The 22,539-nt window shown below is 35.5% G+C and carries 18 protein-coding genes; 11 read left to right on the forward strand and 7 right to left on the reverse strand.

All coding sequences use genetic code 11. The annotated features are described in order from the left end of the window. Window positions 1–8: 8 nt before the first annotated feature. Window positions 9–1,475: an MFS transporter gene (locus ACODST_RS10390; RefSeq protein WP_488932049.1), complete on the reverse strand. Its 1,467-nt coding sequence runs from the start codon at window positions 1,473–1,475 to the stop codon at window positions 9–11. A gap of 400 nt (window positions 1,476–1,875) precedes the next feature. On the opposite strand from ACODST_RS10390, the gene ACODST_RS10395 reads away from it, so the two are divergent. Then, complete coding sequence (locus ACODST_RS10395) at window positions 1,876–2,817, forward strand: alpha/beta hydrolase (RefSeq protein ID WP_488932050.1); 942 nt, start codon at window positions 1,876–1,878, stop codon at window positions 2,815–2,817. Between the two features lie 84 nt (window positions 2,818–2,901). On the opposite strand, the gene ACODST_RS10400 is transcribed toward ACODST_RS10395, so the two are convergent. From ACODST_RS10400 to ACODST_RS10410, 3 genes are all read right to left on the reverse strand, one after another. Then, window positions 2,902–4,359, reverse strand: a complete 1,458-nt coding sequence (locus ACODST_RS10400) for a PepSY-associated TM helix domain-containing protein (protein ID WP_488932051.1) — start codon at window positions 4,357–4,359, stop codon at window positions 2,902–2,904. A gap of 75 nt (window positions 4,360–4,434) precedes the next feature. Continuing rightward, window positions 4,435–5,676 (reverse strand): DUF4374 domain-containing protein, encoded by a 1,242-nt coding sequence (locus tag ACODST_RS10405; RefSeq protein ID WP_488932052.1) that lies wholly within the window; start codon window positions 5,674–5,676, stop codon window positions 4,435–4,437. A gap of 25 nt (window positions 5,677–5,701) precedes the next feature. Further along, window positions 5,702–8,095: a TonB-dependent receptor gene (locus ACODST_RS10410; RefSeq protein WP_488932053.1), complete on the reverse strand. Its 2,394-nt coding sequence runs from the start codon at window positions 8,093–8,095 to the stop codon at window positions 5,702–5,704. A 107-nt stretch (window positions 8,096–8,202) separates the two neighbouring features. On the opposite strand from ACODST_RS10410, the gene ACODST_RS10415 reads away from it, so the two are divergent. From ACODST_RS10415 to ACODST_RS10460, 10 genes are all read left to right on the forward strand, one after another. Beyond that, on the forward strand, window positions 8,203–9,234 hold the full coding sequence (locus tag ACODST_RS10415; protein ID WP_488932054.1) for a helix-turn-helix domain-containing protein: 1,032 nt from the start codon (window positions 8,203–8,205) through the stop codon (window positions 9,232–9,234). A gap of 772 nt (window positions 9,235–10,006) precedes the next feature. Next, window positions 10,007–10,321, forward strand: coding sequence for a hypothetical protein (locus ACODST_RS10420; RefSeq protein ID WP_488932055.1), 315 nt, complete (start codon window positions 10,007–10,009; stop codon window positions 10,319–10,321). A 216-nt stretch (window positions 10,322–10,537) separates the two neighbouring features. After that, window positions 10,538–11,227, forward strand: coding sequence for a hydrolase (locus ACODST_RS10425; RefSeq protein ID WP_488932056.1), 690 nt, complete (start codon window positions 10,538–10,540; stop codon window positions 11,225–11,227). Between the two features lie 217 nt (window positions 11,228–11,444). Continuing rightward, entirely contained in the window at window positions 11,445–13,232 is a 1,788-nt protein-coding gene (locus ACODST_RS10430) for an amidohydrolase (protein WP_488932057.1), read from the forward strand. A 3-nt stretch (window positions 13,233–13,235) separates the two neighbouring features. After that, window positions 13,236–14,603, forward strand: coding sequence for an alginate export family protein (locus ACODST_RS10435; protein WP_488932058.1), 1,368 nt, complete (start codon window positions 13,236–13,238; stop codon window positions 14,601–14,603). Between the two features lie 184 nt (window positions 14,604–14,787). Further along, entirely contained in the window at window positions 14,788–17,052 is a 2,265-nt protein-coding gene (locus ACODST_RS10440; RefSeq protein WP_488932059.1) for a CocE/NonD family hydrolase, read from the forward strand. Between the two features lie 9 nt (window positions 17,053–17,061). Then, entirely contained in the window at window positions 17,062–17,619 is a 558-nt protein-coding gene (locus ACODST_RS10445) for a 2'-5' RNA ligase family protein (RefSeq protein WP_488932060.1), read from the forward strand. Window positions 17,620–17,803: 184 nt separating this feature from the next. Next, window positions 17,804–18,727 (forward strand): helix-turn-helix domain-containing protein, encoded by a 924-nt coding sequence (locus tag ACODST_RS10450; RefSeq protein ID WP_488932061.1) that lies wholly within the window; start codon window positions 17,804–17,806, stop codon window positions 18,725–18,727. 187 nt (window positions 18,728–18,914) lie between these two features. Beyond that, window positions 18,915–19,640: an SDR family oxidoreductase gene (locus ACODST_RS10455; RefSeq protein WP_488932062.1), complete on the forward strand. Its 726-nt coding sequence runs from the start codon at window positions 18,915–18,917 to the stop codon at window positions 19,638–19,640. Window positions 19,641–19,793: 153 nt separating this feature from the next. Next, window positions 19,794–20,558 carry an SDR family oxidoreductase gene (locus ACODST_RS10460; protein ID WP_488932063.1) on the forward strand — a complete coding sequence of 255 codons (765 nt, stop codon included), beginning with the start codon at window positions 19,794–19,796 and terminating at the stop codon, window positions 20,556–20,558. A 175-nt stretch (window positions 20,559–20,733) separates the two neighbouring features. Here the strand turns inward: ACODST_RS10460 and ACODST_RS10465 are convergent, their stop codons facing one another. The 3 genes from ACODST_RS10465 to ACODST_RS10475 form a co-directional block, all read right to left on the reverse strand. Then, entirely contained in the window at window positions 20,734–21,189 is a 456-nt protein-coding gene (locus ACODST_RS10465; RefSeq protein ID WP_488932064.1) for a hypothetical protein, read from the reverse strand. A gap of 101 nt (window positions 21,190–21,290) precedes the next feature. After that, complete coding sequence (locus ACODST_RS10470; protein ID WP_488932065.1) at window positions 21,291–21,749, reverse strand: PepSY-like domain-containing protein; 459 nt, start codon at window positions 21,747–21,749, stop codon at window positions 21,291–21,293. 90 nt (window positions 21,750–21,839) lie between these two features. After that, window positions 21,840–22,538, reverse strand: a complete 699-nt coding sequence (locus tag ACODST_RS10475; RefSeq protein ID WP_488932066.1) for a LytR/AlgR family response regulator transcription factor — start codon at window positions 22,536–22,538, stop codon at window positions 21,840–21,842. Window position 22,539: the final 1 nt, after the last annotated feature.

Below are 22,539 nucleotides of genomic sequence, written 5' to 3' on the forward strand. Positions count from 1 at the left end.
AATCCTGGTTAGAGATTGGTAATCGGACTGTATTTTGGAACCAATGTTTTCATTACAATCCAGCCTGTTAAATAACATACCGCACAGATAGAAAAAATGATAAAATACCCGGCTTCAATTCCTTTAAAACCCATAAAAACCATGTTGGTATCTTTTGCATAATCAAACAAAACACCTGACCCTTTATTAATTAAAGTTGATCCTACTCCACCTGCTAAACCTCCGATTCCGGTAATAGTTGCAATTGCTTTTTTAGGAAACATATCTCCCACCGTAGTAAAAATATTGGCAGACCAGGATTGGTGTGCCGCACCCGCAATTCCAATAATAATAACCGGTACCCAATAGCTGATATAACCTAATGGCTGTGCGATCAAAGCTAATAATGGAAAGAAAGCAAAAATCAACATGGCTCTCATTCTTCCTTCATACGGATTCATGCCTTTTTTATCTACAAAATAAGTTGGCAGCCATCCTCCGATAATTGACAACAACGTGATCATGTACAAAACAAATAACGGCAATGCTGCTTCTGTAGAATCCATTCCGTACACAGAACTTAAATAGGCCGGAGTCCAGAATAAGAAAAACCACCAGACACCATCTGTCATAAACTTACCAAAAGCAAATGCCCATGTTTGTTTGTATTTAAAACAATCTACCAAAGATACTTTTCCTTTAGCCTCTGGTCTAAAACCTATTTTACTGTCTTCAATATCATCCTGCTGAATATAAGCCAATTCTTCGGCCGATACTTTTGAATGTCTTTCCGGCTTATCATACATAAACATCCAGAATCCCATCCATACAAATCCTAATGCTCCGATGATAATAAAGGCCATTTCCCATCCAAAAGATTTAGCGATAAACGGAATCGTAATTGGTGCTGCTAAAGCTCCTACGGTAGCACCTGCGTTGAAAATACTGGTAGCAAAAGCCCTGTCTTTTTTAGGAAAATATTCAGCTGTCGTTTTAATTGCCGCAGGAAAATTTCCCGCTTCTCCAACTGCCAAAACAAAACGGGCAAAAATGAATAATGCCACACTTACATTGATTACCATCGCCGTGTCACTTACAGTGCTGATTATTTCTTTTGAACCGTGAAAACCTACAAACCAGTCTCCTGTAATAATTCCGGATGTAGCAATTCCGCAGAAAGCATGAAGACAGGCTCCTACCGACCAAATTCCAATTGCCCAGAGAAATCCTTTTTTGGTATCCAGCCAGTCTACAAACCTTCCGGCAAACAATAAGGAAACTGCATAAAATATCGAAAACAAAGCTGTAATGTTTCCGTAGTCATTATTAGTCCAGTGAAATTCAGGTGCAATAAAATCACTCCAAGTCAATGATAAAACCTGTCTGTCCAGATAATTAATTGTGGTGGCAAAAAAAAGCAGTGCGCATATACTCCAGCGGTATTTTCCTGCAGACTTAAGGGTTTGATTTACTGTAACAGTATCGGTTTGACTCATGGTAATATGGTTATTTTAGTTGATAGTTATTTTCGTGGAAAATCGATTCAGTATTAAGCAAGTTACAAACATCTTAAAATCAAGATTTTAAAATTACAGCTTTACAATAATGTAATCGATTGCACAAATATAGTTTTTAATCCTTATATTCCAAATAAATTATATATAAAATTATTTTAACGATCAAAATTAATACATTGCATAAAAAAAAGAACTCAAAATTACACATTAAACAATATATTTGTTAAAAGCTATAAGGCTAAATTTATCCGTATTTAGGGGTAAAATTGTACAGGAATTTATCTGTTTTATAATACGCTTTTTACAATTAAAAACAGAAATTAAGAAACAAGTCCGGATTATTCACAACTATTTATATAACAACTAATTACATTAAAAATTGAAAACTAAAAAAAAGCAATATTCAGGAAAATCAATCTTCATTTTTCTTCTGTTTTCAGGTATATTCTGGACGGCGGAAGCACAAAATCAGACTACTCCGCTCTGGAACAGGACTCCCGACGAAATTAAAGCAGCTGATTACAAAGAGAAGGAAGTTACCAATGACGGAAAAGTACAAAGCACCAGTCAGGTTACTGTTCCTACCCTTACCGCATTTTTTCCAGCGGTTACCAAACCCGGACAAACAGCTGTGATTATCCTGCCGGGCGGCGGATATCAGCATTTGGCTATTGATAAGGAAGGAACTAAAGTCGCACAATGGTTTACAAGTCTGGGAATACCTGCCTTTGTATTAAAATACCGTCTGCCAAGCGATCTGATTATGAAAAACAAAAATATAGGACCGCTGCAGGATGCACAGGAAGCAGTGCGTTATGTACGACAGAATGCCGCTAAATGGAATATTGATCCTAAAAAGATAGGAATTCTTGGGTTTTCTGCGGGAGGTCATCTGGCCTCTACCCTGTCAACACATTATGATGATAAAGTATATGAGTCTGCTTATAAAGTAAGCGCCCGCCCTGATTTTTCGCTTTTGATCTATCCCGTTATATCTATGCAGAATGATATTACTCATAAAGGCTCGCAGGTTAACCTGCTGGGGAATACACCTTCTCCCGAGCTTTTGGATTCATTTTCGAATGAAAAGAAAGTCACTCCTCAAACACCTCCGGCATTTTTAATACATGCTACTGATGATACGGTTGTAATACCTGAAAACAGTATTAATTATTATCTGGCCCTTAAAAAAAACGGAGTTACAGCGGAGTTACATTTATATGAAAAAGGAGGTCATGGTTTTGGGCTTGGCGTAAATGACACCAGTAAATACTGGACCAAACATTGTGAAGAATGGCTTAAAGCTAATGGATATAATTAAAAAGCAAAAAGGCAAAACTGTACAAGTTTTGCCTTTGATCAAAAAAAAACAAAAAAGAAATTAAAAACCAATTTTAATTTTTTCTTAAGCAGTTACTTCCTGGACTGCTGTATTTTTTTTAACAGCCGGAATGGGTTTCACGGCTGTTTTTGGCTTTGCTGCCGGTTTCTTTTTTCCAAATTTTTGTTTTCCCCACCAGATAATAAACCCGGTTATGGGTAAAGTGGCTGAAATTAAACTGGCTAAAAAAGCAATAATTTTCCCGGTTAGTCCCAATACACTTCCCACATGAATATCATAATTCATTCGTCTGATTTTGTCCGGAATATTAGCCTCAATGTATTTTCCTGAAAATGGGGTTTTAATCGAAATCTCTTTCAGAGACTGCTGATCAAAACTATAACGGTCCATATTATAGAATGTATTTTTTTGCTTGTAAATAAAAGCCCCGATAGGATCTGCAGGTTTTGACGGGATCGAAATTAAAATCCCTGAAGCCTGGGGATTTTCTTTTCGCATTTTCAACAGTACTTTATCAGCTGTAGTAATATTAAAAGCTTTAATATTAGTTGTATCCGATTTTGGAGATTCACGGTTTTCAGTTAGTGGTTTTCCGCCGGAAGTAACCCAGTATAATGATTTACTCCACCAGCCAAAGCTCCAGACCAAACCGGTAACAGCAATAAAGAAAAGAAAAATACAGCTGTAAAAACCCAGTACATTATGAAAGTCATAATTAACGCGTTTAAAGCTCGCATCCCACTTAATTTTAAAACTCTTATCGATAATTGATTTGATCCATTTGGTTGGCCACCAAAGCACTATTCCTGAAATTAAAAGCACCACAAAAATTAAAACTGCAACACCTACAATTGGCCTTCCAATATCATACGGAAGCCATAAAGCACGGTGGCCGTTTAATATCCATCTGAAAAAATCCGGAGATTCTCCTCTTGAAAACGTTTTTACATTTAATATCTCACCTGTATATGGATTCATGTAAACACTAATAAAAGTGCCTCCTCTTCTTCCGCCCCTGCCTTTTTTACCTTTTTCTCCCTTCCCTTTTCCGCTCTCTTTTCCTTTTTCATTCACCGGAGTCTTTAACTCAGATTTTCCTTTTTCACTTTCATTCTTAGCGATATCTTTTCTTTTATCCCCTTTTTTGTGTTCTTCTTTTTCTCCTCTTCCCTTTTCGCCTTCTTCTTTTTTCTCAACAAAATAGCCTACAATTGCCGCTTCGTCTTTTGCTCCAAAAGTTACGCTTGTGGCATTTTTATCTTTCATTTTTTTATCTGCAATGGCAACCAATTGAGAAGGCAGTAAAAATTCTTTCTGCTGCGGTTTTACAAAGCGCCAGTCTTCGATAAAATCTTTAATTTCATGTTCAAAAACATAAATACAGCCTGTAAGGCTGACAATGACTACGATAATTCCGGACGCTAAACCAAGCCACAAATGCAGCCAGGCCATAATACGCTTGAAAAGCGATTTCTTACTTTTTTTCTTATTATTAGGTTTTGGTTTTGAAGAAGAAAACATAATTGGATAGATAAATAGAATAAATAAAAAGACCGTAAGTCCTCATTAAAACAAAGGACTTACGGCAAAAAAATATTAGTATTTTAATTTCTGGATAGCCGTAATCTGACCTCCTTCAACTTTCATACCTTGTGTAGCAACAGCAGTTGTACCATTGATAGTGTAGATCCAGTTTCCATCAGGCGTATTTACACCAAGAACACCTGAATTTCCATCTTCTGTTGTAATATTATAACGGGTAGTAGCATTTGACAATGTAGCAGGCATACCAGTAACCCATTTAAAGGTTTGGTTGTATACATCAGCAACAGCTAACTTAACAGCTCCTGAATTAGTTCCAGGGTTTCCGTACATTAATAATAAGAATTTACCATTTGAGATATAACTTGTAGAAGAAATTTTGTACCCTCCTGATTTTTCTTCAACATTAAAGAAATACGATTTGTCAAATTCTGTAGTACCTTTACCAATTTTAACAATAGCCGAAGGTTTTGTAGAAGTAACTACACCATTAGCAGTTCCAATAGCTCCCGAAAATCCATAAGCGTCTCCTTTTTCATCCTGAAACAATCCATTAGTGAAATAAGCCCCTAAGTAACTTGTACGGTCATCTTTAATTACTTTTTCTAATTTTAGATCCGGATAGCTATATACCGCTACCCAGGTACTATCAGCATGTCTTGAGCCAAAAGTATCCGGAGCAATACCATTAATTTTCATATAAGGCATAAATACTTTATCTCCCACCTGAGTTGCCCAGGTAAAATGAGCTCTTTCTGCTAAATCCGGATTTTTATTTCCAATTAAAAGTCTCGTGTCTTGTGATACAGTTCCTGTAAGTACAGATTGTTCTGCATCAACTTTATACATATAAGAAATTGAAGCACCGCTTCTAGGCACTTTTACCATTACGATATCTTTGTTAACAGGTGCAAAAACCTGTACGGTCTCCGCCTGGAAATTTGAAGTCTTGGTTAAGTCTCCATTTGCCGTTAAGCCATAAGTAGTAACAGCTCCCGGATTTCCCTGACCATACAGGAAACTAAAAAATTTGTTCTGTGTTGATAAATAATAACGATACGTACCGTCTTGTTCTAATCCGTTTCCTTGTGTTGTTATTGATCCTGTTGAAATATCACTGGTTGTTAACAGATAATCAGCTACACCTTGTGCACCTGTAGTAACAGTAACTATATATTTTGTTTTTGATGTATCTCCACTAACTTCTTCTTGTTTCCCATCGTCAGAACTTTCACAAGAGGAAAATGACAAAACCAATGCTGTTAATAGTAAAGGTAATTTGCTAATTGTTTTCATAGTATTAATTGTTTTATATATTAAATTATTTATTCGATTTATTAAAGAAATATCTAAATTTCACATAAAAGGCACGGCTTGGCTTTTGAAGCGAAAAGTTATCCACAAGTTCGTTGTCCATTAAATTCTGACACTCCAATGCCACATTATATTTTCCGTCAGCCATAGTGTAAACCAAATTCAAATCATGTTTCAACTGTACAGGGATATCATGTTTTCCATTCGATGTTCCACTACTTGGCCAATACAAATAATAGGAATGCACATAAAGAAGATTATAACCTACAGATAAATTATTTCCTTTTTTAAATACATCATTAAAGAAAAGTGTTGCATCCAGATTACCAAACAAATAAGGAATATTAGGCAGTCTGTCTTTATAGAGATAAGACACATAATTTTGTTCAGGCTGAAATCTTGTTCTGTTACGAATATTTTGATACGTCATATTAAGGCCGGAAGTAAATCTCTTTTTATAAGAATATCGAATCTCGCCATCAATTCCCTGAGTTCTTACATCGTCCTGGTTAGCAGTTATATATTTGTTTTGGTTATTATTAAGCTCTGTACGAATAAAACCAGTAGTATTACGATATATTCCATTAACATCAAATGACAAGGCATTAACCGTGTTAAAATTAGTTTGATAACTAAGTCCCAGATTAAAATTGTTACTGGATTCCGGCTCTAATTCTGTATTACCTTGTATATTTTCATTTGGATCTCCAAAAATTTCAGTCGGATTAGGTAATCGATAGGACTTCTCGTAAGAGGCTTTTAATTGTAGATTTTCCTTTAAATAATAACTGCTTGCCACTCCATATCCTAAAACAGACCGGTTGTCAGTGAGTCTGCGGTAAGCGACATCTCCCCAATTTCCTGAAGGATTATAACTAAACATATAAGTAGTTTTTAAATTATAATCTTTTAAAAACACAGACGTACTCCATTTTTTATTGTAATCAAATTTATAGCCCACTGCTAAAATATTTTTTTGTGTTTTTTGAGGCTGTTGATAGGTTACAGATTCGGGATAAAGTTCATCACTCCCTTTACGATCAAAAGTATTAAACGTGTTATTTAACATAAAAGAATGACGCTCTCCTATAGCATAAGTCGCATTGAAAGTGGCTACTCCGTTGTTATTTTTAAATTTATAAAGGGATCTGCCAGCTTCTCCCCCCGGGCCTGTGTTTGGTGTGTATTGTCCAAACCAGTTGTATCGTCTGTTTACAGTATCTACAGTTTGTTCATAACCAAAATTAAAATTTCCCGTTACATCTACATTCAGTCCTTTGGTAAACAAATCTTTTACCTGGTATTTTAAAGTAGGCATCAAAGTATTCCCTCGTCTGTACCTTTCGCCAAATACGGTAACCATTCTGGCTCCGGTTTGAATATCGGCCTTATTTTGTCCGGCTGTGAAACCAATCATTAATTTATCGGCATATTTTTTACCCGTAATTCCAATATTAAAAATTACAGTTTCATTATGGTAATTATCATGAAATCTTCTTACCCGTGTTTCCGGATAATATTTACCCGTTTCTAAATCATTAGTTTCAACATTTACCCAGTAATTATTATCCGAATAATTTTGAAATGCATTAATCTCTGTGGTAAAACCACTTTTTGAAGTATAGCCTGCGTTTATAGCAGTTTTAAACGTGTTGAATGATCCAACAGAATAAGAAGCATCCAAATAGGTTCGGGGTTTGCTGTTTGTTACGATATTAACAGCTCCTCCTAAAGCATCTCCGCCCAGCCAAATAGGCACAACACCTTTATAAACCTCTACACGTTCAGCCAGGTTAATTGGAATATTATTGATTTGAAAAGACGAGCCGAAATTATCCATCGGTACACCGTCAATAAAAATTTTAATCTGGTTTCCGGAAAATCCATTAATCGATAGTTCTGATCGGGATCCTACACCTCCGGATTCGCGAAAACGCACACCCGATACCCTGTCTAGGGCATGTGCCAGATCTAAAGTGGAGTTGTGGAGTTTTTTTGCATCGACAGCTGTTACGTTATAAGCTTGTTTATTGATTTTATCAACTGCTGAACGCCCTAAAACCGTTACACTTTCTAATTCCTGTAATTCGTTTTCCAGACGAACCGGAATATTCACACTAGTTCCTGAAACTTCAATACTTTTTTTAAGGTTAGAAAAACCTACCGCTGTAATTTTTAAAGTATACTTTCCCGGTTTTACATTTTTAAAAACAAACTTTCCGTTTTCATCAGAAATCATACTTAAGTCAGTTTTTTCTATTACTACTGTTGCAAATGGAACAGTTTGACCAGATTTTTCAACAACTTGTCCGGTCACTGTAACCCCTTGATTTTGCTGGGAAAATGATAAGAACGATAAGAAGAAAAATGAAATAAAAAATAAAATTTTTGGCGTTGACATATCTTTAATTAGACTAATTATAAATAACTTTGCTGCAAAAGTAGCATCAACAGCTTCAAAAAAGTTAGGGAAAAACGGATTATTATTTTGTAAAAACGGATTAAATTTTGAGAATCAAATCGCAACTATCAGCCCATGAAAAACCTATTATCAACATCGAAATCTGCGATCAGTACGATCCAAAAAGTATCTTAAAAGAAGAAAATATTGACATCAAAAAAAAGGATGCCGAAGAAATAAAAAGTCATATTCTTTCGACCAACGGGATGGTACTCATTGATACCCAAATGTATTTTGCAAAACCCCAGACTGATACATTTGAAATTACCGAAGAATGTGTCGTAATGGATTTTATAAGCTGCAGCAATATCGAAACCAGCATTGAGGAACTTGACAATGAGAAATATTTAAGAGAAAACACACACAATATTTTTTATACTACAAAGTTTAAAGGTACTTTTAAAATTCCCGCATTCGAACAGGTTAATTACCTGACTATTATTTTTTCTAAAGAGTTTTATTACAATATCATTAACGAGGACTGGAAGCTTCACGAAAGATTTTCAAAAAAAATCCTTTTTAAAAAATCCGGTTATCTTACTTCTAAGTACAGTCCGTTTACCCCCGCCATACAATGGATCATATCCGAAATTAAGAACTGCAGCCGCAAAGGAGCTATGAAAAAAATGTACCTGGAAGCCAAAATCAGGGAACTTCTGATACATCAGCTCGAAGCGGCTGCTACAGTCCACCACGCAAAGGAAAGTATCGATCAGGAGGATTTTTTAAAACTTCAGGAAGCTAAGCAGATCATCGAAAAAGATTACATACATGCTCCCAGCCTTACCGAACTTTCGAGAATGATTTCACTTAACGAGTTCAAATTAAAAAAAGGTTTTAAAGCCTGTTTTGGTACAACGGTTAAAAGCTATATCATTAAACTGAGAATGGAATATGCCAAAGAATTGTTTAAAAGCAAATCATCGACTGTAAGTGAAGTAGCTTATAAATGCGGCTATAAAGATGTTTCTCATTTTTCGGCAGCCTTTAAAAGCTTTTACGGGGCTACACCGCAAAAATTCAAAATCAACTGGGAAATTATCCATCTCTGGATGACCGGAATTCTTCTTTTAGGATAAAAAAAAAGGTTTTTAGACTAAGTTACCTTCATAACCCAACCTAAAAACCTGTAAAAAATCAGACATTTGTATCTATAACAATTTTCTGTGAGCTATCCGAAATCAACAAGAATGTGTCTTATTTTTAAAAATCAAAAATTATCTCTCCAAAAACATTTTTAACCCTGGAAACCCTACGGAAAAAGTAAAAGGCCCACTTTATTTCCTGTTTTCCATACAACAAATCTAACAGCAGTTTTTCGAATATCTATACGGTTTTCCACATTCCGGCCAGATTTTTTTTAAAATATTCAGAATGTTCAGTTTTTGAGATACATAAGAATTACCAGAAACCCCAATTTCTTATTCCAGATTAAGTAAGTCAGCTCTCCTTATCAGATACCTTTGCTATACAAATTACAAGTTCTGCCAAAAACTGAAATTAAAACAGAAAAGAAAACTTAGAATCTTAGTGCCTTAAGGTCTTAGAAACTTAAAAAAAACTTTCTTAATCCAGATTAAGCTGAGTTGGGAACGCAGCGAATAAATTTGCAATATAAATTACAAGTTCTGCCAAAAACTGAAATTGAAACAGAAAAGAAAAACTCAGCTTCTTAGTCCCGAGAATTCGGGATTAGAACCTTAGCCTCTTTTTCTTAATCCAGATTAAGCTGAAGCAAAAATGAAAGCAATAAATTTGTAAAGTAAAATCATAAGTTCTGCGAAACTGAAACTTCAAAGTAAAAAAACTTAGAATCTCAGCGTCTTAGAAACTTAGCAACTCAGAAAAAAAATGAAAACACTTGAATTCTTATTACTCGGAAAAAACGAAGCGATCCTGGCCATTTTACTTCGCCTTGTAAATGCTTATGAAGACTGGAACGCAGTCGCATTCAGCAATGAAACAGAAGCTCAGGACTATTTTCAAAATCACAAAATCGACGTTGTTCTTTTGAGCTCCGGAATCGAAGATCAGGTCGAAAAAGAGTTTACTTCATTTTGCTTAAAACAACAGCCAGGCGTAGAAGTAATTGAACATTTTGGAGGCGGAAGCGGTTTACTAAAATCAGAAATTCTGCACCGATTACATCTAAAAGGAAAAATATAGCGCTCTAGTTTCCTTTCAATCATTTTACAGCTTTAAAACAACACAATTACGAAGATCGTCAAAAATTTACGATATATCGTTAGGACTTCTATTGCCTTTTTTGAAGAAATCCTTTTAAAAACAAGGCTTTAGGAATAGGGCATTCATTTTGAATACTCAAAAGTAAAAATCACAATATTTTAAAACCTAATCATTAACAACAAAATCAAAATTATCATGAAAAAATTAATCCTTACAGCAGTTTTATCTTTAGTAACCTTTATCGGATTCGCACAAAAACCAAGTCCAGCGTTATTAGACCCAACGAATCATACTTTAGTATTAATTGATTACGAAAGCCAGATGGCATTTGCAGTAAGCAATATCCCAATTGATCAATTACGCAACAATACCGCTTTAGCAGCTGGAGCTTCAAAAATATTTAAAGTACCAACCATTGTAACAACAGTTGCCGAAAAATCTTTCAGCGGACCTGTTTTTAGAGAAATCGAAGAATTTTACCCTCAAAAAACGTCAAACTATATCGATCGTACCACAATGAACACCTGGGAAGATGCTCCGGCACGTAAAGCAATCATTGCAACTGGTAAAAAGAAAATCGTATTTGGAGGTTTATGGACAAGTGTTTGTATTGTTGGACCGGTTTTATCAGCAATCAACGAAGGATACGATGTTTACGTAATTACAGATGCAAGCGGTGACGTTTCTAAAGAAGCTCATGAAATGGCGGTAACCCGTATGGTTCAGGCTGGTGCTCACCCTGTAACTTCTTTACAATACTTATTAGAATTACAACGTGACTGGGCTCGTCAGGAAACTTATGTACCAGTAACCGATTTAGTTAAAAAATACGGTGGCGCTTACGGTGTAGGTGTACAATACGCTCACGAAATGTTGAAACACTAAATATTTTGAACGCGGATAAAACGGATTCGCTATCGCGAAGACGCGGATAAAAAACGGATTTTAATTCATCCTATTTACTTTAAAAAAATCTGTGTAAATCAGCGTCTTCGCGAATGCGAATCCGTAAAATCAGCGTCAAATTTTAATCTATCCAATAAAAAAGACTGTGTACTAAAAACATACATTTTTTTTCTCCAACCAAACAAAAACCTCCACTATGAAACTCTCTTTCAAAACAATAGCTTTTCTCTTAATTATTTCTCTTCCTATTTTCGGGCAAAATAAAAAAGCGACTCTTATTGTGCATCATGCCGTAATTCACACTTTAGACAACAAAAATACAATTGTCGAAGCTATGGCTGTCACCGATGGAAAAATCCTGAAAACAGGCAAAAACAGCGAAATCTTAAAATTAAAAAATAACAAAACAACGGTAATTGATGCCAAAGGAAAAACTATTATTCCCGGAATATTCGATTCTCATATGCACATTATCCGCGGCGGAAGATTTTATAATACAGAATTACGCTGGGACGGAGTTCGTTCTTTAAAAAGAGCTTTGGCAATGCTGAAAGAACAGGCACAAAGAACTCCAAAAGGACAATGGGTTCGTGTGGTTGGCGGATGGAATGCTTATCAGTTTGAAGAAAAAAGACTGCCGACATTAGCAGAAATCAACGAAGCAACAGGCGATGTTCCCGCTTTTATTCTTCACTTATACGGACACGCTTACTTAAACAAAGCAGGTTTAGAAACTTTAAAAATCGATGCCAATACGCCAAATCCAAATGCAGGATTAATCGAGAAAGATCCAAACGGAAATCCTACAGGATTACTTGTAGCAGAACCAAATGCTTTTATTCTATATTCAACTCTTGCTAAACTTCCTGAATTAACACAAGAAGAAAAATTCAATTCGACGAAACAATTTATGACCGAAATGAACCGACTTGGCGTAACCGCGATTATGGACGCAGGTGGCGGATTTCAAAACTTTCCTGATGATTACGGTGTAACAAACGGTTTAAGCAAAGACAGCGATTTGACAGTGAGAATGCCTTATTATTTGTTTGCTCAAAAAGCGGGAACAGAATTAAATGATTACACCAAATGGATGCAAACAGTTGAAATTGGTGAAGGCTGTGACGACGATCATCATTCAGATAAAGTAGAATATCACGTTCAGGGCGCAGGAGAAAATCTGGTGATGAGTGCCGGAGATTTTGAAAACTTCGATAAACCAAGACCAGAATTAAGCCCTGCAATGGAAGGACAATTAAAAGAAGTCTTGTCATTATTAGTTAAAAACAGATGGCCGTTTAGAATTCATGCCACTTATAATGAAAGCATTACCAGATTTTTAAATGTAATTGAAGACATCAACAAAGAAACGCCTTTAAACGGACTTTTATGGTTCTTTGACCATGCCGAAACAGTTTCTGTAGAAAACTTAAAACGTATTAAAGCTCTAAATGGCGGAATTGCAATTCAGCATCGAATGGCTTATCAAGGCGAAAGTTTTATTAAAAGATATGGAAAAACTGCTGCTGCGAATACCGTTCCTTTAAAGAAAATCTTCGAATTAGGAATTAAAGTCGGAATGGGAACTGACGGAACACGTGTGGCGAGTTACAATCCGTGGGTTGGTTTATACTGGCTGACAACCGGAAAAACGTTGGGCGGTTTAAAATATATGAACGACGAAAATATTCTAGACAGAACCAAAGCTTTACAATTGTTTACTTACGGAAGTGCCCAATTAATCAATATAGAAAAAGACAGAGGAATGCTGACTACAGATAAACTAGCCGATTTTGCCATTCTTTCTGATGATTATTTTAGTGTTCCGGAAGAAAAAATCCTAAACATTGAATCAAAACTGACAGTCGTAAACGGAAAAGTAGTTTATGCCGACAATGACTTTAGAACCTTTGCCAATCCAACACCAAAAGCAATTCCGGAATGGAGTCCGGTAAATTACTTTGGAGGTTATCAAAAAAAATAAACCATGCAAAATACATTCAGAATATTGCTGCTTTTGGGATTCATTTTTACAACCCGCGCACAGCAGAAACCCGTTTTTCAAAAACTGCGATATAATGATGATGCCACTTATCTAAAAGCCGATTCGACTAAAAACGGGTACGAAAAAATCAAATATATTCCGCTGGGAAAAACCAATAAATACTATGCCTCAATTGGCGGCGAAGCCAGACTGCAATATACGTATACGGTAAATAATAAATGGGGAGACGAAGCCGATGACGATGGTTATTTACTTTCCCGTTATCTGCTTCATGCGAATGTTCAGTTAGGCGCTTTTAGAACGTTTGTGGAATTGCAAAGCAGTTTAGCAAACGGAAAAACAGATCCAAGTCCGGTCGACAAAAATCAATTAGACATTCATCAGGCTTTTCTGGATATTGATTTTATCCGAAAAGAAAACGAACAGTTAACCGTCCGTTCGGGAAGACAGGAAATGATGTACGGTTCACAGCGCTTAGTAGCCGTTCGTGAAGGCCCTAACAGCCGGCTTTCTTTTGATGGATTAAAACTCTTTTACAAAAAAGACAATTGGCAGTCAGATGCTTTTTTCACACATCCAGTTGCCAATAAACAAGGAACTTTTAACGATCGTTTTAATGAAAATGCCAAATTCTGGGGAAGTTACACCGTAATTCACAAAGTACCTTTTATTCAAAACATCGATTTCTATTATTTAGGATTATGGAAAAGCCGATCTGTTTTTGATGATGCCATTGACGAAGAAAACAGACAATCCGTCGGAATGCGAATCTGGAAGAATAAAGGAAACTGGAAATATGATTTTGAAGGCGTTTATCAATTCGGGAATATCAGTCAAAAAACAATTTCAGCCTGGACCCTTTCCTCTTTTGCCTGTTATACTTTCGAAAACCTAAAATTTCAGCCCGAAATAGGACTGAAAACAGAAATCATCTCTGGCGACAAAAGCTCTGGCGATATGCATTTACAAACCTTTAATCCGTTATATCCAAGAGGCGCTTATTTTGGATTGGTGGCGTTGATTGGTCCGTCCAACTTAATTGATGTGCATCCTTCCCTAAATTTCAATTTATCCGAAAAATGGGGACTCGGAATTGATTATGATATTTTCTGGAGACAAACCCTAAGTGACGGTTTATATGCGCCTAATATGCAGCTTTTATATTCCGGAAAAGATACAACCGAACGTTTTATAGGTTCACAGTTAATTTCGAATGTAAACTACGACATGAACAATCATTTAGGTTTTACACTGGAAACAGGCTGGTTTAATGCAGGTTCTTTTTTAAAAGAGGCTGGGTCCGGAAAGGATTATTTTTATGCAGCGTTGACCGCACAATTTAAATTTTAATAATAGAGAACCATAGGTTCGATATATTTTGTAGGGACGGATTTCAATCCGTCCATCATTTTTATGCAGCATTAACAGCACAATTTAAATTTTAAAGATAATAAGAGCTGTCTCTCGATTATAAGAAATTTATGCTACTTTTGGGATCACAAATTTAAACCAATACCACAAAAGTAAGTTTCTAATGATCAAAAAAAGCATTGCCCTGTTATTAACTTGTTTTTCCTTTCAAATAGGAACTTCACAAAAAATTTATTTCGAAAAAGCTAATTATAAAGACAGTCTCACTCTTAGCAAAAAAGTACCTATTCTTGCCAAAAAAATACTGCCTCTTTATAAAAACCCAAGCAGGGCTTCCTATTTAGATAATTATGCCAGAATACAATCTGCTGCAGGCGATTTTAAAGGCATGTATCAGACCTTTGAAACCTATTCTCAGGAAATTTTAGGAGACAGTATTGCCAATAGACCTTTAGGATTTGTTTATAAAACTTATGGAAAAACAGCTTTAAAAGAACCTAAAACAAAATCTGATTTTGAAAAAATCTTTACAACTGAATTTTACAAATTATACAATACTTTAGATGCAGAAGGGAAAAGCTGGGCCGAAGGTTATTATGAAACAAAACTAACCGACATTAAAAATGATTATGAAGTACAGCTTAAAGCTGTTCAGGATAATGACAGCATCAGTGTAGAGGATGCCGCACAATTTTGCCGACAATATGTACGCTATCTTGTTTTAAGCAAAACACTTTCTCTTGCTCAAAAAATAATTGCAAAAATAGAAGCCGATACGTATATAATTGATAAGGATATTATTATTACGCTGCCAAACGGAAGTACCATTTCGGGCACCATGGTCAGACTTAAAAGCATAACTGAACCACAGCCGGTTGTAATGAAATACAATATTTATGCAGGAAATGAAGTCAGTGACTGTAAAGAAATTGCTAACAGAGGATATGTGGGTTTTGTTGCCAATACCCGGGGTAAACGTTTAAGTAACGATCCAATAGAACCTTACGAACATGATGGCGACGATGCGTATCATATTCTGGACTGGGTCAGTAAACAACCGTGGTGCAATGGTAAAATCGGGATATATGGCGGCAGCTATTTAGGGTTCAGCCAATGGAGTGCTGTTAAGAAAGTACACCCGGCTTTAAAAACAATTGTGCCTTTGGTTTCTGTTGGCGCAGGAATTGATTTTCCTATGCAGAATGGTATTTTTATGAGTTATGCTTTAAAATGGATTCATTTGGTAGCCAATACAAAATTGACAGACCTCAGCAGCTTTTTAAACAGTAAAAAATGGGACGAAGTTTTTACCCAGTATTATAAAACCGGAGCAAGTTTCCGTTCTTTAGATCAGATTGAAGGCACCCCTTCCCCTTTATTTCACAGATGGCTGGATCATCCGGGTTACGATAGTTTCTGGCAGAATATGACACCGCAAAAAGAAGCTTTTACAAACATTACTATTCCTATTTTAAGTACAACAGGTTATTATGACGACGATCAGCTTGGGGCGATGTATTACTACAATCAGTACCAAAAATATAACAAAAGCGATAATTATTATCTTATAATCGGGCCGTATGATCATGGCGGTGCCCAGGGGACTCCACGAAAAGAATTAGGCGGTTACACCATCGACGAAGCAGCAAACATACCAATTAATGCTATTATTTTTCAATGGTTTGATCATATTTTGAAAGGTGCAAAACGACCTGAAATTTTAAAGGATAAAGTTAACTTTGAAATTATGGGTAAAAATGAATGGAAAAGTGTTTCTTCTTTAGATAAAATGAACAATGAAAATCTGACCTTTTATCTAAACCACAGCAATTCAAAATATTCCCTACAAAAAACAGCACCAAAGAAGACTGCTTTTTTTAACCAGACGGTTGATTTGACAGATCGGTCTGAAATTAATATCTATAATGATGACTATGTAAATGGTTTTCCTAAAGTGATAGATTCTATTCTGAAACCAGAAAAACAGCTGTTGGTTTTTGAAAGTAATCCTCTTGAAAATTCAACTATAATAAGTGGTTCGTTAAAAGCATCTTTAAAAATAAGCACCAACAAAAAAGACATTGATGTCGAAATACAGCTTTATGAAAAAACAGCAAAAGGCCAGTATTTTGCCTTAACCAACAATTTACAAAGAGCCAGTTTTGCTAAAGACAGAACCAAAAGACAACTGCTGACTCCAAACAAAATTGAGACAATAGACATAAACCAAACCTTTATAATTTCAAAAGAGTTAGAAAAAGGAAGTTCTATTGTAATCGTATTGGGAGCTAATAAAAATCCAAACTGGGAAGTTAATTACGGCTCCGGTAAAAATGTGAGCGACGAAACCATTGCTGATGCTAAAGAACCTTTACAGATAAAATGGTATTCTGACAGTACCATTACAATTCCAATATTAAAATTGTAAAAACATTTTATGGAAAAAACATATTCAGTGGTATTTTATTCTAAAGAACTGGTTGAGCCTGTTAAAAAAATGAAAGATTTTTTAAAGAGCAAAATCAATTGGTATAACAGCTGTAATTCTGAAGCACATATTACAATTTGTGAATTTATCATAGAAGAATCCCAGCTCGATTCGATTAAACAGAAGCTATATAAAATAGCAGATACTTTTGTGCCTTTCCAGGTGTCTTTAAATCATTTTGATTCTTTTCCAACGAGCGGTGCTTTTTTTATTGGTGTAACCGAAGAATCAAAAAAGAATCTTGTACCAATCATGAAAAAAACTCATGAAATATTCAAGTCTTTAAAACATAAAAGTGATAACCCGCACCTATCAATCGGACGAAGATTAACACCGGAGAACCTTAAAATTGCTTCTGAACTTTTTACTACAATTGATTTGAACTTCTTATGTAATGAAATTGTTTTAAGAGAATTTGATCCGGTAAAAAAGCAGTTTTTTGTAATGGATTTTTTCTCCTTTGGAAGCAATCCTGAACCTGAGTTTGTACAGGGAAGCCTTTTTTAACCGCAAGGTTCGCAAAGATTTACGCTAAGCACGCTATTATTTCTTTGCGAACCTTGCGAAAAAAACTTGCGTTCTTTGCGGTTAAATAAACACAACACGAAGCAACCTGAAACTTGAAACCTGAAACTAAAAAAACAAACTCTCTCCTTTTTTCGTATATTTGAATTTTACAATTCATCTTCATATGAAATCCCTGGACTCCTTTTATAAAGACATGACCGAAGGTTCAACCGTAGAACCTACATCCCTGTTACCAAATGACATTCAGAAAGAAATCGGGCATTTTAATGTTTTTGATATTAAGGAGCTTTTGGAACGTATGAAAGGAAAGCCCGGAATGCCTTATGACAGAAGAGCTTATTACAAAATCAGTTTAATCAGAGGAAAAAACAGAGCTGAATATGCCGATAAAGTAATCGACATTGAAAAGCAGGGATTGTTATTTGCAACACCAAAAATTCCGTACAATTATCTACCGCAGGATACCAATCAGGGCGGACAGTTTTGCGTATTTACCAGCGAGTTTCTGTCGAAAAGCAAAAGCGGCATCGATTTGGACGAACTGCCCATTTTTGCTTCAGACGGTTATCCTATTTTTCAGTTATCGGATGAAGAAGTGGATGAAGTGGCTCTGATTTTCAAAAAGATACAAAAAGAAATCAATTCCGATTATATCTATAAATACGATTTGATCCGAAATTATGTTGCTGAACTGATTCACTTTGGACAAAAATTACAACCCATAACCGCTTTATATTCCAAACACAATTCGGCTGCGAGAGTTTCCTCTTTATTTGCTGAATTATTAGAAAGACAATTCCCAATTGAATCACCGCATCAGCGATTAGAACTTAGAACTGCAAAAGATTTTGCAGCAAGATTATCCGTTCATGTCAATCATTTAAACAAAGTCTTAAAAGAAAACACCGGAAAAACAACCACAGAGTTAATCAGTACGCGATTAACCAATGAAGCTAAAATACTTTTAAAGCAAACAGACTGGAATATTTCTGAAATTGCCTATTCACTTGGTTTTGAAGAATTAGCGCATTTTTCTAACTTCTTTAAAAAACAAACTTCCCTGACACCGATCGCTTTTAGGAGTTAGGCTGTTTTGTTTCAGGTTTCAAGTTTCAGGTTTCACTGGAACTTTGTCAAACTTTTTGGAATTTGGGATTTAAAATTTGGAATTTCATCCTTGTGATTTGAATTTCGCAAACATCGGTTTGATATTTACAATTCCTCACATCTGCTTTGCTCCTACCTTTGTCTCATCAAATTAAAAGATCAAAAAGATGAATTTATCACACAACAAAATTCTAATAACCGGAGGTGCAAGCGGGATCGGACTTGGACTTACCGAACGATTCATTCAGGAAAACAATACTGTGATTATCTGCGGCAGAAGAGAATCGGTTTTAAACGACGTTAAAGCAAAATTTCCTTCTGTAATTACAAAAGTCTGTGACTTATCTATCGAAGCAGAACGTAAAGCGCTTTACCAATGGATCTCTGAAAACCATCCTGATCTGAACGTATTAATCAATAATGCGGGAATTCAAAACTGGAAATCGATAACCGATGCTGATTTTTACGAAAGCATGAAAGCCGAAATCGATACTAATATCGAAGCGCCTTTGCATTTGACTTCCTTATTCATTCAGTTAAAATCTTTGACCACCGTAATGAACGTAACTTCCGGACTGGCATTTTCTCCTTTTGCCAAAGTTCCGGTTTATTCGGCTACCAAAGCGTTTTTCAGATCGTTTACACTTTCATTGCGTCATTTATTAAAAGCTAAAAACATTGAAGTAATCGAAATCATTCCACCAGCCTTAAACACCGATTTAGGCGGAGTTGGTCTTCATGATGCACATCCAAGCGTAAGCAGTTTTATCGAATCTATTTTCGAGCAGTTAAAAGAAGGAAGACAGGAACTGACTTTCGGAACCAGCGAAACAAGATTAAACGCAAGTGCAGAAGAATTACGCAATCATTTCAATGCCATGCATTCGAATTAAGTACAATGTTGAATGTGAGATGTGAAATGCAAAAGACTTCAGTCTTAAAAAAAAACGAAAACATGACAAAAATTTCACATCCACATTTTTACAATTAACAAGCAAAAATTAACAATTCATAATTCATAATTCATAACTCATAATTATAAAAAGATGGCAGTAAATACAAAAATAGCCTTAGTTACAGGCGGCAGCAGAGGTTTAGGAAAAAATATGGCAATTGCGATTGCTAAAAAAGGAATCGACATTATTATTACCTACAACAGCAAAAAAGACGAAGCTGATCAAGTGGTGAAAGAAATCGAAAACTTAGGGCAGAAAGCCGCAGCATTACAATTAAATGTAGCCGAATCAGGAACATTTGACGCTTTTTACGAAGAAGTAAAATCGGTTCTGAAAAGTACTTTTAAGACCGATAAATTTGACTTTTTAGTAAACAATGCCGGAATCGGAATCCATAATTCATTCATTGGAACTACTGAAGCTGAATTTGATCAATTAACTAATATTCAATTCAAGGGCCCGTTTTTCCTGACTCAAAAAGGATTAAACGTAATGAATGACGGCGGCGGAATCGTAAACATTTCAACTGGTTTAGCAAGATTCTCTTTCCCGGGTTACGCTGCTTATGCTTCGATGAAAGGTGCAATGGAAACTTTAACTAAATATCAGGCCAAAGAACTAGGGGCCAGAAAAATCAGAGTGAATATTGTGGCTCCGGGAGCAATCGAAACTGATTTCGGCGGCGGAGTAGTTCGTGACAATGAACAAATGAATCAACAAATCGCTTCGGTTACTGCTTTAGGAAGAGTGGGGCTACCTGACGATATTGGCGGTGTTGTAGCTTTCTTATGTACAGAAGAGGCACGCTGGATCAATGCCCAAAGAATCGAAGCTTCCGGCGGAATGATGCTTTAATTATGTTAAGGGTTAGAAGTTAAGAGTTAAGAGTTAGAAGTTATAATTGAATCAACACCCCATAACCCTTAACACATAACCCTTAACTTCCCCCCAAAAAAAAAAACAAAACCCGATAAGCTGTAAAAACTTATCGGGTTTGCCGTTTCAAATATAATTGAATTAGTAAGTATTCTTAATCGACCTCAATCGCAGCATAAAAATCTCCTTCTTTTGTAAAAACTACGTTATACATTCTTTTTCCTTTTTTAGCTTCTGCAATATAACTGAGGTTATTTTTATCATTAACCACTTCTAAAACCTGTCTGACGGATTTTTTAGCGGGATAATTTTTCTTTAAATACTGCTGTGCTTTTACGGGCAGCTTATTGTTTACTATTTGCTTTTTGTAACTTTTAAATGCCCCATTACTATCATAAACAGCAAATCCTTTTGTTTTCACATCAGGGCTAAACTTCGCCACAAATCTAATTTCATAACTCCCGCTGTATTCTATGAACCATACAGGTGTTTTTTTAGGATACTGCCGTTCAAAAGCTGTTTGTACAACTTCAGGCGGAACAATAACTCCATTCTGCCCCATTAAAATACCACCACATAAAAAAAATACAATTCTGTAAATCTGTTTCATCTCCTTCTTAAAACTTTATCATTAAACAAACGCCAAAAATAACATTTAAATTTAATTTAAGACAAAACTTACAAAATGTTTTTTATTCTTTTACTTTGAATTTAATTCTTTTCTACAGAAACATCAAATCCGCCGTTTTTATCAAACACCACATCATAGAATTTTGAATCTTTCTCAACTCCTACTTCATAGGTAGTTTTATTTTTATCATCTACCACCACCGCAATTTCCTTAATGGCTTTGGCTGAATAATTTTTCTTTAAATAACTCTGCGCTCTGGCTGGCAGCTGGCTTAACGGAATCTGCAGTTCAAATGCTTTTAAAATTCCCGAATTATCATAAACCGCCAGGGCTTTTGCATTTTTATCCGTATTGAATTTCCCCTCATATCTAATTTCGTCATCATCATCCCCAACATATTCAACTGCCCAGACCGGAACTTTATTTGGGTATTCTTTTTCAAAAGCCATCCTTACAATTTCCGGAGGCGTTACCACATTATTCTGCCCAATTAAAAAACTGCTGTAACCTAAAAACACGATAAGAAATGCATTTTTCATGATTCGGATATTAAAATTAAACAATCAAAACAGCGTAATAAAATTATTACTTTTAAAACAAAATGCAAATATTTTTTAATAAAAAGAATATTACTTTTTCAAACGATCCGTTAATTCCCTCTTATAGGTTATTCCTACAGGCAGTTTTTCATTTTTGATCACAACAAAATCTTTTTCAGTAGCTTCAATTTTATCCAGAGCCACGATATAGGATTTATGAATACGCATAAAATTCTTTTCCGGAAGACATTTTTCCAACTCTATTGTGGTAATAGAGGCAAGATATGTTCTCTTTGAAGTATGCAGTTTCACATAGTTACCAAAACTCTGGGCATACAAAAGCTGGTCGAGTTCTATCTCAATAAAATATCCGTCGACTTTTACGCTTACAGCATTTATCGTCACTTCTTCTTCTCTGGTTTTTACACTTTCTGTTGAAAAGAAACGGTCTACTGCTTTTAAAAATCTCGGAAAATAAATGGGTTTCAATAAATAATCAATCACACCGTAATCGTAGCTTTCAAGCGCAAATTCAGAATAAGCCGTTGTTAAAATGGTTTTAGGATGTGTCGGCAGGATTTTAAGTAATTCCATACCTGAAATCTCCGGCATATTAATATCCAAAAACATTAAATCTACCGCATTTTCTCTAAGGAAATTCATCGCTTCAATGCCATTATACCCCTGAAAAACCAATTCTAACTGTGGATTTTGTTTGATATAATTCGCCAAAACATAATGCGCAGCAGGTTCGTCGTCTACAATGATACACTTTTTGGTTTCTCTCATC

This window comes from Flavobacterium sp. FG19 (genome assembly GCF_057809475.1).

Coding starts and splice junctions, on each gene's coding strand:
- ACODST_RS10390 (WP_488932049.1), bottom strand. CDS start 1,475: ATGAGTCAAACCGATACTGTTACAGTAAATCAAACCCTTAAGTCTGCA.
- ACODST_RS10400 (WP_488932051.1), bottom strand. CDS start 4,359: ATGTTTTCTTCTTCAAAACCAAAACCTAATAATAAGAAAAAAAGTAAG.
- ACODST_RS10405 (WP_488932052.1), bottom strand. CDS start 5,676: ATGAAAACAATTAGCAAATTACCTTTACTATTAACAGCATTGGTTTTG.
- ACODST_RS10410 (WP_488932053.1), bottom strand. CDS start 8,095: ATGTCAACGCCAAAAATTTTATTTTTTATTTCATTTTTCTTCTTATCG.
- ACODST_RS10420 (WP_488932055.1), top strand. CDS start 10,007: ATGAAAACACTTGAATTCTTATTACTCGGAAAAAACGAAGCGATCCTG.
- ACODST_RS10425 (WP_488932056.1), top strand. CDS start 10,538: ATGAAAAAATTAATCCTTACAGCAGTTTTATCTTTAGTAACCTTTATC.
- ACODST_RS10430 (WP_488932057.1), top strand. CDS start 11,445: ATGAAACTCTCTTTCAAAACAATAGCTTTTCTCTTAATTATTTCTCTT.
- ACODST_RS10435 (WP_488932058.1), top strand. CDS start 13,236: ATGCAAAATACATTCAGAATATTGCTGCTTTTGGGATTCATTTTTACA.
- ACODST_RS10440 (WP_488932059.1), top strand. CDS start 14,788: ATGATCAAAAAAAGCATTGCCCTGTTATTAACTTGTTTTTCCTTTCAA.
- ACODST_RS10445 (WP_488932060.1), top strand. CDS start 17,062: ATGGAAAAAACATATTCAGTGGTATTTTATTCTAAAGAACTGGTTGAG.
- ACODST_RS10450 (WP_488932061.1), top strand. CDS start 17,804: ATGAAATCCCTGGACTCCTTTTATAAAGACATGACCGAAGGTTCAACC.
- ACODST_RS10455 (WP_488932062.1), top strand. CDS start 18,915: ATGAATTTATCACACAACAAAATTCTAATAACCGGAGGTGCAAGCGGG.
- ACODST_RS10460 (WP_488932063.1), top strand. CDS start 19,794: ATGGCAGTAAATACAAAAATAGCCTTAGTTACAGGCGGCAGCAGAGGT.
- ACODST_RS10465 (WP_488932064.1), bottom strand. CDS start 21,189: ATGAAACAGATTTACAGAATTGTATTTTTTTTATGTGGTGGTATTTTA.
- ACODST_RS10470 (WP_488932065.1), bottom strand. CDS start 21,749: ATGAAAAATGCATTTCTTATCGTGTTTTTAGGTTACAGCAGTTTTTTA.
- ACODST_RS10475 (WP_488932066.1), bottom strand. CDS start 22,538: ATGAGAGAAACCAAAAAGTGTATCATTGTAGACGACGAACCTGCTGCG.